A 12,970-nucleotide genomic window follows, 5' to 3' on the forward strand; every position below is an offset into this window, starting at 1 on the left:
ACGAAGCATAAAAAATGCGACCCGACATCTTGTAAGAAAAGTCACTCATAGCATAAGGCGTCTCTTTCCGGGTTAAGGCTTCTTATCCTACAATTTGAATCGTAGCATTCATCAGTCGCATGTTTTCATGCGAAAGGGTGAGGCGAGATGATATGAAAGGATGAGAACATATGAAAGGGAGGTTAGCGACAGCGAAATCGCAGGCCGGATCGCATGTAGTACGAAGCGGAACACACAGGCGGTCGATCTGGAGTAGAATGCTGCAGGACAAACATTTATATCTAATGCTTGTGCCTGTCATCGGATTTTATTTTCTATTTAAATACGTGCCGATTGTCGGAGAGGTCATTGCTTTTAAAGATTACAGATTCTCGGACGGTGTATTCGGCAGCGCTTGGGTTGGATTCAAACATTTTCAAATGATATTCGCAAGCTCAGATTTTTGGAGGATTCTAAGAAACACGCTTGTTCTTAACTTGTATAGTCTGGTGTTCGGCTTTCCTGTTCCGATACTACTAGCTCTCTTATTAAATGAAGTACGTCGTAACTGGTATAAGCGGATCGTGCAAAATATGCTGTACATTCCCCACTTTATGTCGTGGGCAGTGCTAGGGAGCATTGTTATTGCTGCGTTATCGCCGAGTACGGGAATCGTGAACCTTCTATTGAAGAAAATAACCGGCGGGGAAAGCATCTATTTTATGGCAGATTCGTTCTGGTGGCCTATTGCCTATACCATTGCAGGGATTTGGCGAGAAGCTGGTTGGGGAACCATTCTTTATCTGGCGGCCATGGCTTCGATTGATCCTCAGCTCTATGAAGCAGCTAAAATCGACGGCGCCGCCAAACTGCGGCAAATCTGGCATATCACATTGCCTGGTATTCGCGGTACCATAGCCATTTTGCTCGTTCTTCGAATGGGACAAATGATGGATGTCGGATTGGAGCAGACCCTTGTTCTCCAGAATAATTCCGTACTGGATGTGGCCGATGTCATTAGTACGTATGTGTATAGGGTAGGGCTTCAGAACATGAACTACAGCTACACGACGGCCATCGGTTTGTTTCAATCCATCATTGGTGTCATTCTTATTCTCAGCGTCAATCGACTGATCCGACTTTTCGGGGAACGGGGGTTGTGGTGATCCGATGATACGAACCGAAAAAAGACTCTTAAATAAACTTGCAATGGTAAGCGCTTACGCAATCCTGGGTGTTATTTCGTTGTTAACCTTATTTCCCTTCTGGTACGAAATCGTGGCATCTTTCAGCAGCAGCAGGGCAATTACGTCCGGTGAAGTGTTCTTGTGGCCAATTGAATTCAATACCGTTGCTTATGGCCGGCTATTCGATGATGGACAGCTCATCAAAGCGATGGGAAATACCGTCGTCGTTACGATTATCGGAACACTATTAAACGTAGTAATGACGATTATGGCAGCATACCCGCTCTCAAGGAAGAGATTGGTGGGACGAAGCGTATTGCTGATGTTTATTACAATCTCCATGCTCTTTGTCGCTGGATTGATTCCAAATTTTATTTTGATTAAGTCGCTTGGGCTTATGAATTCATATTGGTCGGTATGGCTTCCAGGCTTGATTAGTACGTATAACATGTTCGTGATGAAGACGTTTATGGAAGGGTTGCCGGAGGAAATTGAGGAGTCGGCATCCATCGATGGCGCGGGCGACTGGCGGATCCTTTTACAAATCTATTTGCCGCTATGCAAGCCGATTTTGGCGGCGTTGTCTCTGTTCTACGCTGTCAGCTGGTGGAACAGTTATTTCAACGTAATGCTGTATATCACAGAATCAACGAAGCTGACCGTTATGGTCAAGCTGTATCAGATGATTAGTCTGGTGGACAGTAACTTATTGAACAACATGGGGGGGAATGAGGCATTGGAGCAGGTACTCCTGACACCAGAGGCGCTGAAGGCGGCTGCCGTCGTCATCGTTGTCACGCCGATCTTATGTATGTATCCATTCCTACAAAAACATTTCGTCAAAGGTGTACTTATTGGGTCGGTCAAGGGTTGACGACTGATATCACTGGGCTGAAGGCTCTTGATATAGTTCAATAGGAAAAAGGGGATGAAACGATGAAGAAGCTGAAACAAGCCATGATGACCATGATGGTGATCACGATGTCCGTGACGATGCTGGCCGCATGCAGCTCGAACAAAACTGTATCGGAGCAACCGGTTAATTCATCGGGCACAGCTGCCACAGTAAACGAGGAAAACAAGAAAGAAATCAGCATTTCGATGTTTGATCGTGGGAAAGTGCCGACAGAAGAAGGAACGTACGAGAATAATCGCTGGACGAAGTGGATCAATGAGAAATCACCCGTCCATGTGAAATGGGTTCCTATTGCGCGGAACCAAGCACAGCCGAAGTTGAATGCACTCATCGCCGCTGGGGAAGCACCTGATCTAATCTGGGAATACGATCGGAATTACATCAGTCAGTTGGCAAATCAAGGCGCAATCCAACCGATTGGCGAATATATCGACAAATACAGTACGACGTACAAGGCGTATCTAGAAAAGCATCCTGAGCTACAGCCCTACTTGAATTTTAACGGAAAAATTTATGCGGTGTCGTTCGCACGGGAAACGCTTGCCAACCACGGGATGTGGATCCGTCAAGACTGGTTGGATAAGCTTGGACTGAAAGCGCCGACAAACGTGGAAGAGTTCATCGATGTTGCCCGAAAATTCAAGGAGGGGGATCCGGATGGTAATGGTCAAGCAGACACCGTACCGATCGCATTAAGCGTGAGTTCCAACTCGATTGATCAAGCTTTCTTTTTTACTAGCGAGAACCAATGGTACGTCGAGGATGACAAACTGCAATTCGGCAGAACGCTAGATCGGTATGTGGATACGTTAACCTTCCAGAAGCAGCTCTTCGACGAAGGATTAATCGACAAGGAATATATCACGGATACGAATTTCCAGCGCTCAGGTCAACTGCTGACGACAGGCAAAGCTGGCATCTACCTTGCCAACTGGGATATCGAAGAGTTGAATAATAACTTAATAAAAAATGATCCCACAGCAAAGCTAGTTCCATTGGAGTCGATCAGCAGCAAATATGGCAAAAACGGATTGTATCAAGAGGCACCGCCGAGCGTATTCACCGCGTTCAATAGCAAAATGAATGAAGATCAGATTAAATCAGCAATTCAATTTATCGATTGGATGCTGCAGGATGGTTGGGAACCGCTCAGATATGGCGAAGAAGGCGTCCACTTTAACATGGTCGACGGCGTCCGGCAGAAAACCGACCCGGATAAATTCAAGAATGAAGTTGCCTATGCTTCTGAATATGCGATCATGCTCGATAATGTGTTACGTCCAGAGACGTTCCTCGCTATGGCGGCCAAGGATGAGCAGTCACAAAATTATGCCAAAGAGAAGGGTAAGTCGCTTGAACTGGTCATGAAAAATAAATACCGCAGAGATATCCCTTTTAATCCTGATTTCCCGGAATTGACCCAATTAATCGCGACATTTAATCCGATCGCACAACAGATTGAAGCGAAGGTTGTGACCGGCGGAAACTCGATGACGCCTGCACAAGGTCTGAACGAGTTACAGAAAGAATGGAAGCGTCTTGGCGGCGACAATGTGGAGAGGCTCGCGCAAGCGTGGTATGACGCAAACAAAGATAATCTGAATTAGAACGCTGTTGAAACACTCGGTAGGTATACTTCTGATTGCCTAAAGGATCAGAAGTATACCGTAACCAGGTAAAGCTAAGGAGGAAAAACATGTCGAGCACGAAATTCAGCAGAATACACGAAGAGGAAACCCAGTGGCTTCCCTTCCTCAAGAAAGCATTGGAACCCAAACATGTGAATTACAATGATGAGATCAAGTTGCTTCGCACACCGTTTACGAGTCCAGGGTATCATACGAAGCTTAGAAATGTAGAAAATGTTCACCCCATCCGGGAGTCTCTGGATTATGCCCTGGCCATTCTGGATTGCCATGAAGATACTTATAAAGATCGGGCGTTCGAAATACTGCGAACGATTCTTTCCCTTCAGGATCAGCAGCTGGATTCGCCTACCTTCGGAATATGGTCATGGTACTTTGAGGAGCCTCTATCCATGATGTCACCGCCGGATTGGAACTGGGCTGATTTCATCGGGAGGCGACTACTGCAAGTGTTGATACGTCATAGCAACCGACTTCCAGGCGATCTTGAGCAATTAACAAGCCAGGCGATCTCCCATAGCTGCGAAGCCATCATCAAAAGAAATGTCGGACCTGATTACACGAATATTGCGATTATGGGGGCATTCGTTACATTGATTGCAGGCGAACGCTTAAAGAACCGCACCTATTTCGAGTATGGCTTGGAACGACTCACGCGCCTATACGATTATTCTATGCAGACCGGCGCATTCCTCGAATATAATAGCCCGGCGTACAGTACGGTAGCCATTCTGGAACTATCCGCACTTGTGATGTATTCGAATACAGCAGAGGCCAAGCGGTTGGCGAACGAGATGTTAGAGGCGACCTGGCTGATGGTTGCCGAGCATTTCCACCCGATGCTGAAGCAATGGTCCGGACCCCACGCCCGTTCATACCAGACATTCCTAAGTAATTCGCATCTCTCATTCCTTCAGATGGCCTGTAAAGGTGACGTGTCATTTGTAAGCAATGACGAATTCGTATATGGACTGGAATGGTATGCGCAAGGCATCGTCTGTCCGGAGCGGCTGTATGGACTGTTCACCAGTATTGTTGAGCGGGAACTGAGGCAGGATTTGCCTCCTTATCACGAGTTCCGGACGCGGAAGGCTTATACGTACATGACTTCTGAGTTCACGCTTGGCACGTTCAATCATAATGTGATGTGGAAGCAGTGCCGAAATCTGCTGGGTTACGTTCACACCGGAAATCAGGGGCGAAGTTATATCCAGCTTCGGGTGCTGCATGACGGTTACGACTTCTGTTCGGCGGTGTATACAAGTGTACAGGAGCAAGCTTCCGTACTATATGGCATCCAATTCGCTCTGGACGGCGGAGATACACATGTGAATTTGGATCCTATCCACGGTCGAATGACGGCGTCAGATCTGCGAATCCGGCTTGAAATTGGCAGTACTGGTGATGTACCTGCATGGAAACAGATCGGCAAAGATACATTCCAAACGTATCTTGGAGAGATGACGTTATCGGTCAAGGCTTTATATGGCGCGATGGATGAATTCAGTGTGTTTCATTGGGAATTGGACGAAGAGGGTCCGATTGTTAGCTTGGATTACGTCCTCTACAAAGGAGAACCTTCGATGATTGACTTCCATGCGATGAAGGAAGCGTTGTTCATGTTTGCATTGACGCTTTGCGGACCGGACGAGGATTCCGACAGAAGGTCGTCGCTCTCTATCTCGGAACATGAAGTTCAAACATCGTTGGAGTCGCCTGACCAATCGCTAACATTGAAGCTAGCGAAGAAGCCATCCGAACGGGTCGTATTATTTCATAATTAACAAATAAGGAGGACGTAAGTTCTGAAGTTTGTGAACGTGAAATCAAGTAGATTAACAATAAATAATTGAGGTGAGAAGGGTGTTCAATAAGAGCTCAACGAAAGCCTCCAATCGTATCTTGGGGTTAACATTGTCGTTAGCCTTGCTTCATAGTCTTGTACTGCCATGGCCTGCACCGATGTTCGTAACGTCATCTATCGCCTCTGCTAATACTGCTCCCACAGTTGTCCAGTTGAATCCGCTCGAAGATACCTATGTCAATGCTGGAGGGAATGCGAGTAAAAATTATGGGACCTCTAATCAGCTCATTGTCAAAAATTATAACGCGGATATTAATTTAAATCGGCAAACGTATTTAAAATTCGATCTTAGCTCCATTACCGGAGAGATTGGCACGGCCAAAATAAAGGTATATGCCATTGATACAGAGAATTCGACGATCGGCGTTCAAGCGTATGGCATGGAGGACGACACCTGGGAAGAGCAGTCAGTGACCTGGAACAATAAACCTGACATCAATCATTATTTGTCCTCCGCTAATGTCGGTAAGACGGCAAGCTGGCAAGAATGGGATGTAACGGCCTTTGTCAAACAGCAAAAGGCTGCAGACGGTATAGCAAGCCTAGCATTGATACAGCAGGCGGCGCAAGGCCATTCGGTCTCTATCAACAGCAGGGAGAACATCGTCAACCAGCCCTACCTGGAGATTTCTTCCAATAGGACGAATGCAAATGCACCGAGTTGGCAAGGTGGTGGAGTACTGAGCGTCACCAATATAACGGAGTCTGGTCTACAGCTCGAATGGTCCACAGCAACCGACCCAGTTGGCGTGACCGGTTATACGGTGTATCGAAATGGTAGCATCTTAGGGACGGTGAATGGAACAACGACTTCTTACACCGTATCGGGATTGCAGCTAGGTCAGAATTATACGTTCAAAGTGGAAGCCGGAAACGCCCAGAATCAATGGAGCAATGATGGTCCGTATGTTACAGCAGCGACACCAACGACGAAGCTGATCCAGACCCGTCCAGGGAATGTCTATACGAACAGTGAGCCGATTCAGTTCAAAGTCCGAACGGCGAGGCCATCTGTCGCATGGTCTGTTTACGATTATCAAGGAGCATTTGTATCGGAAGGCGTGGCACCAACGGTTCATAACGAAGCCATATGGACTGTTCCACATTCCACGTATGGATATTTCACACTGCATGTCAGAGCCGATCTTGCAGGGAGCGATCCTGTATTAATTAAAACACCATTCACTGTACTTGCCACTCGTGATGCAACGGGAAATGAACATGCACCGTTCGGAGTATCGACTCATTTGCATCGTTTTCCACAGGCCATGACTCCTGATATCGTGAAGCTGATGAAGGATGCCGGCATCCGCATGGTGCGGGGCGGCTATGAGTGGCCTGGCATCGAGCGACAGCAGGGGAACTACACCTTTACCCCTCAGCCGGACTATTACATGAATATGCTAGATTCAGACGATTTTGATTTCCTTTATGTATCCGGATACACTAACCCCAATTACGACAATAACAGTACCCCTTATACAGATGCCGGGCGGACAGGATTCGCCAATTATATGAAGGCTTACGTCGATCATTACCAAGGCCAGATGGATGCCGTTGAAGTATACAACGAATTTTATGGCAGCTTCGGAGATCGCGGCAATGGGCCAGCCGATTCCAAACCAGAATTCTATTATCCACTCTTAAAGAAAACGTATGAGACGATCAAACCTATGTACCCTGAACTGCCTGTTCTTGGCACATCGACAGTAGGTAATCTCAAATGGATTGAAGATGTGCTTAAGCTGGGCGGCATGTCATATATGGATGGGTTCTCGATTCATCCCTATCTATATCCCGGTACGCCGGAAGGGTATGAAACCCAGATTGCTGATTTGAAAAATTTGATTCTGAAGTACAACAACGGAAATCTGAAGCCGATCTGGATTAATGAGACCGGATGGCCAACCCAGCTTGATGCCCGCGGCGTGGATGAGAAGACCCAAGCCAATTATTTGCTTCGCGCTTATGTCGTTGCAATCGCGAATGGTGTGGATCAGGTTGTATGGTACGACCTGATCAATGACGGGATCCAAAATATTAATGAAGATAACTTCGGCCTTTTGCGAAATCCGAACGATCCGTTAGGGAGCCTTACGCCAAAGCCTACCTATACGAGTTTTGCGACTATGACAAGGATACTGAACAACGTACAGTTCGTTGCGCGGGATGTCACGGAAGAAGATATTCGAAGCTATACGTTCGATAAAAATGGTGAACCGGTTCGTGTCTTATGGACAACAAGCACATCGACGCCAGTCGTCATACGTACGCCGAGTCCGATTCAGATCACGGATATGATGGGAAATACGCACACATACACGCCGTATAATGGCAACGTATTTGTGACATTAAGCAATGAACCCTTTTATGTGGCAGGAGAGGTTAGAGGTATTGAGAAGGATTCCACATTTACGTTAACAAGTAAGTCATCACACGTAGGTGATTCGATGGCACTCGCCCTTGAGACGGATAACAAGATGTCCGATGACTTTGATTTCAATCTAGTTGTAGAAGGACAGCACTATTCGGTGTCTACACCTAGCGGTCAGAAAACGACGGAAACAATCAGCGTGCCGAGTGGTAACGAACCGGGTACTCGTCTTATTACAGGCGTATTGATGAATGGGAGCGAGAGAGTCGGCCTGTTGAGAAGTTCGGCATCGACACTTCCATCGTATAACGTTCAGGTACGACCTACTCTTAATGAATCGGATAGCAGCAAAGCACTTATGGTTACAATTAAGAACGAATCCACAACCAAGCCGATTCAGATTAATAAAGTGGAATGGAGATTCGGAACCCAATCCGGATCGGAGGTTCTGAATGTTTCGGTTCCAGCTGATGCATCTACCTCCGTGAAATTCCCCCTATCTGCCATTAGCCTTGGTGTTAGTAGTACAATTAAAGTGACAGTTAATGTCGATGGTTTTGATCCGTATACCTACACGGGATCTGCCGAATTTAATCCTGTGCCCCTTAGGTCTGTTGCAGTAGATGGAGTGCTGGATCCGGACACGGCAGCCAGCGCATCTCCGATCGATCTGTCGAAGGGTACGGTCAAAATGACAGGCTATCAAGGTGCAGGAGATTTAAGCGGAAATGTCTGGATCAGTTACGATACAAACCAACTCTATCTATCTGCGAAAGTAAAGGACAATGTGCATTATTCTTCTTTCCTGGTTGCCGATATTTGGAACAACGACAGCATTCAGTTTGCCATTGCGAATGGCCTTCCGGGTGAAGAACCGTATTGGTACGAAATCGGAATTTCTCAAACACCTGATGGTCCGCAAATATGCAGTTGGAATGCCCCTCCGGGCGTGATTAAAGGACCCATCACCAAAGGTCAGCTAGCTATTACAAGAGATCAAGAGCAGAATACGATCTACGAACTATCTCTCCCTTGGTCGGAAGTCGCACCGATTAAGCCGGAGAAGAACGGGAACATCAGCTTCTCGTTGCTTGTTAATGACAATGACGGATCCGGCAGAAAAGGGTTCATTGAATGGGGAGGAGGAATCGGCGACGGGAAGTTATCTTCCAAGTTTCGTTCCATGCAGTGGATTGTTACTGACATGACCCCTCCGACGACGATCGCTTCACTCGAAGGGACGGAACGTAACGGTTGGTATATGAGCAGCGTACAAGCGACACTGAGCGCAACCGATGACAAGTCCGGTGTAGCATCCGTGGTATACAGTTTAGATGGCGGGAAAATATGGCTGCCGTACACGATTCCACTGACTTTTGAACAAGACGGTATGTATACCCTACTGTATCGATCGATGGATCGAGCAGGAAATGTGGAGGCAAACCAGAAAATCACCTTCCGCATAGACAAGACTACACCAACGGCATCAATTGTATACAGCACTACGGAACCGACCAAACAAGAGGTCATCGCTACAATGACGGCAAGTGAGCCGGTTACGATAACGAACAATGAGGGAGCAGATAGCTATACGTTTAAGGAGAATGGCATCTTCACATTCGAATTCGTTGATGCAGCAGGGAACACGGGTACGGCGAAAGCGGAGGTAAGCAACATCGTGGCGAATGCTTCTGGGGGTCCCGGTAAACCCGAACTATCAAGCAATAACGGCCATGATACAGGCTTAATGGACGGAACTTATGACGTAAAGATGAACATGTGGTGGGGAAACAACGGTACGACTTACAAATTATATGAGAATGATGCACTCATCGATACACAAACACTCAAAGACGTATCACCTCAAGCCCAATCCACAGTCACCTCCGTGACGTACAAGGCAAACGGTACGTACCGCTATTTCGCTGAACTGACAAATGCATTCGGTACCACGCGAAGCAACATACTAACTGTGCGCGTGACCGATGCTGATCCAGGCCAACCAGTTCTCTCACATGATAACTGGAATGGGGATGGAACCTTCAAAGTGAGCATGAACATGTGGTGGGGAACAAATGGGTCGTCGTACCGGCTTTATGAGAACGGCGTGCTCATCGATACCCAGACGCTCACCAATAAGACACCTCAAGCGCAATCGGCAGTAACGGAGATCCGTGATCTACCGGCGGGCACGTATGAATATCGATGCGAGCTTGTGAACGAAGCTGGAGTGACATCGAGTAATACGATCACCGTGTACGTGCAATAATCCTTAGCCGTTAAATCACAAAGACGCCAATACATCACGTGGTATTGGCGTCTTCAACATGTTGAGCATTCGGGCTTCTGCCGCAGCTGCATATTGCTAGATGATTAGGCTTGAAACGTTCACCCATCGATTGATGAGTGAACGTTTTTTTGCTGATAATACCCCTTATTCCTGGGACATTGGTGTTTGGTATACATCGAGACAAATCTTGGTCATCTCATCAATGGATTTTGCAAAGTCGGATTGTATCCATTTGAGGAGAACATTATAGAGGGCCCCCGCTTTAAAGTATATTCGGTACACATTTTCATCGCTTTTGTCGTGAGCAGTAGAGAGCATCATTTCATTCAAGCAATCCAGAATCACATCATCAAATTTTGCGCTTTGAAGTGCTTTGTAGATGTTCCGCTGCTGAAAAACAACTTCAAAAAGCACTCTGATAAATTTTTGAGGTTCTTTAGCTTTGCCTGTTAATTCATTGGTGTAAGGTAAGAGTTTTTGATTAATTTCGAAAATAAGCGAATCGACCAAATCCACCAGGATCTCTTGCTTGGAGGAATAGTTGTTGTAATAGGCCGTTCGAGAGACCCCTGCACGCTTCACAATATCGGTGATGGTGATTTTGTTAAAAGGCTGTTCCTGGATCAAGTATACTAATGCCGTGCAGATGGCTTCTCTTGTCAAACGGTTGGTTTCTTTATTGGAACGATGCTGAGAGGTATTCGGACTGTATAATTCATGATTTGAGATGACATATCCCCTCCGTTTGTACATTCTGGTGTTCGTTTTATTGTTTTACATGAGTCTTTTCAATATGCTAAAACCATAAGGCATTACAAATGTAATGTCAAAATAGTAGTAGATAAAATGGGAGGGCGTCATGTTAGAAAACTTATATAGACGATTGTCAGCGGTGCTGCTTTTGATCCTAGCACTCTGTGCTACGGTATTTATTGGCAAAGAAACGGTAATCTCGATAGTGACCGTTATCCTTTTGTTAGCAGAATTAGGCATCTCCATTTTAATTTTAAAGAAGCGTGAGAAGTTACATGTGGTATTTATTAGTGCGATGGTGGCAGAAGGGTTGTTCTTACTAACAAGAGAATTTTGGCTGCTTGCGCTTTCTATCTTGCTGCTGATCGTAGCGGGCATATGGAGAGGACTCTTTGGACACAAGGTGCGCAGTAGAGTCACTCCATTGATAGTGGTTCGTAAAGTGTTAATCAGCATTGCTGCTCTTATCGTTACTGCACTTTGGGGTATTGGAATCTATGCAAAACCTATTACAACACCTGTGGCATTACCAACTGATGCGGCTGTGACGATCGATGAACGTAAAATGGATTCTGCAGCAGTGATGCTGAAGGATATTGAAGTAATGAATTCTTTTGGAAGCCGTACAACTGGATCTGAGGGTCATAATCAATTTATTTCATGGCTGGAGCAACAGGTTACAGATATGGGGCTGAAAGTTTATCGTGATCACTATACTTTTGACCGATGGGAAGAAAAGAGCAGCTCTTTAATGATTGATCAGCAGTCAATTCATGTCTCTTCAGCTTTTCCTTATTCCGGGGAAACTGACGAAAATGGGGTAACAGGGGACCTGGTATATACGAAGCGTGGTGAGTATGACCAGGCCAGCGGAAAAATTGCTGTCATTGAAATTGAGAATTTCAGAAATTTCCCAAGTGGGATCGTTATGAACATGCGGGATTCCTCTCCAATGGAAAGCCAAATTGCCTCAAATGAAGGCGATCTAGTCCTCACTACAGCTTTAAAAGAAGCTAAATTGGAGCAAGCGAAGGAAATGGGTGTGAAAGCTGTTGTTGTTGTCTGGAAAGGGGTATCCGACGATAAGGTTGAAAAGCAGTATGTGCCTTTTACTACAGCTTACGTTGGAATTCCTGCGATCTGGGTCAATGAAACGGAAGGGAAAAAGGTGATCAATGCAGCCCAGAAGCACAAAGAAGGTACGGTTATTTTAGAAGCGGAAATACAAAAAAATGCTCCAACAGAATCCTTTTATGTGAAAATTGACGGAAAAAATAAAGATGAAGCGATTATCATAAATACCCATACGGATGGGATAAATGTGGTGGAGGAAAATGGTGCTGTGGGCATGCTGTCCATGATTCGTTACTTACAGCAGGAGCAGCCGGAACGTACGATGATTTTCACCTTTGTGACAGGCCATTTTAGATTACCGGATTTCAAAGGAACTTCTCAGGCGACTTCCACTTGGATGGAGGGGCATCGAGAGCTCTGGGATGGCAAGAAAGGCCATATGAAAGCTGTAGCTGGAATTACGGTTGAGCATTTAGGCAGTATGGAGTGGAAGGACGATGATACGGGTCACTATAGACCAACTGGAAAAATAAGTACAGAATATACCTATGCGGGCAATGAAATGATGGCGTCCATATGGCTGAAAGCTATTGAAAAGTCCGACGGCACACGTACTGTATTATTACGTGGACATAACAAGTTTGAGTTTGGAGAGAGTCAGCCTTTATTTGAAGCAGGGATACCGGTGATTGGCTTCATTCCAATGCCCGACTATCTGCTCGTGGATAGTGAAGACAGAGAGATGGGCAAATTTGATGCAAAGCTCATGAATACACAAATTATATCGTTACTGAAAGCGGTCAAGATAGTGGACGGAACGGAGACGACTAAGCTTGGAAAGTCAGATGGGTATTCTTTTTTCTATGGCCGTACTAAATGATGAATTG

Annotated in this window: 7 protein-coding genes; 6 read left to right on the forward strand and 1 reads right to left on the reverse strand. The window is 45.9% G+C overall.

What is annotated here, in order from left to right; all coding sequences use genetic code 11:
- Window positions 1-170 precede the first annotated feature (170 nt).
- From MKY19_RS15470 to MKY19_RS15490, 5 genes are all read left to right on the forward strand, one after another.
- Complete coding sequence (locus MKY19_RS15470; RefSeq protein ID WP_339795844.1) at window positions 171-1,145, forward strand: ABC transporter permease subunit; 975 nt, start codon at window positions 171-173, stop codon at window positions 1,143-1,145.
- Window positions 1,146-1,149: 4 nt separating this feature from the next.
- Window positions 1,150-2,040 (forward strand): carbohydrate ABC transporter permease, encoded by an 891-nt coding sequence (locus MKY19_RS15475; protein WP_339795846.1) that lies wholly within the window; start codon window positions 1,150-1,152, stop codon window positions 2,038-2,040.
- 62 nt (window positions 2,041-2,102) lie between these two features.
- Window positions 2,103-3,689 (forward strand): extracellular solute-binding protein, encoded by a 1,587-nt coding sequence (locus MKY19_RS15480; RefSeq protein ID WP_339795849.1) that lies wholly within the window; start codon window positions 2,103-2,105, stop codon window positions 3,687-3,689.
- A gap of 89 nt (window positions 3,690-3,778) precedes the next feature.
- Window positions 3,779-5,512, forward strand: coding sequence for a hypothetical protein (locus MKY19_RS15485; protein ID WP_339795851.1), 1,734 nt, complete (start codon window positions 3,779-3,781; stop codon window positions 5,510-5,512).
- Between the two features lie 118 nt (window positions 5,513-5,630).
- Window positions 5,631-10,235, forward strand: coding sequence for a DNRLRE domain-containing protein (locus MKY19_RS15490; protein WP_339795853.1), 4,605 nt, complete (start codon window positions 5,631-5,633; stop codon window positions 10,233-10,235).
- Window positions 10,236-10,400: 165 nt separating this feature from the next.
- Here the strand turns inward: MKY19_RS15490 and MKY19_RS15495 are convergent, their stop codons facing one another.
- Complete coding sequence (locus tag MKY19_RS15495) at window positions 10,401-11,009, reverse strand: TetR/AcrR family transcriptional regulator (protein ID WP_339795855.1); 609 nt, start codon at window positions 11,007-11,009, stop codon at window positions 10,401-10,403.
- Between the two features lie 106 nt (window positions 11,010-11,115).
- On the opposite strand from MKY19_RS15495, the gene MKY19_RS15500 reads away from it, so the two are divergent.
- Window positions 11,116-12,963, forward strand: a complete 1,848-nt coding sequence (locus tag MKY19_RS15500; protein WP_339795857.1) for a hypothetical protein — start codon at window positions 11,116-11,118, stop codon at window positions 12,961-12,963.
- The last annotated feature ends 7 nt before the right edge of the window (window positions 12,964-12,970 follow it).

This window comes from Paenibacillus sp. FSL R5-0744, from assembly GCF_037972555.1.
GTDB lineage: Bacteria > Bacillota > Bacilli > Paenibacillales > Paenibacillaceae > Paenibacillus_AQ.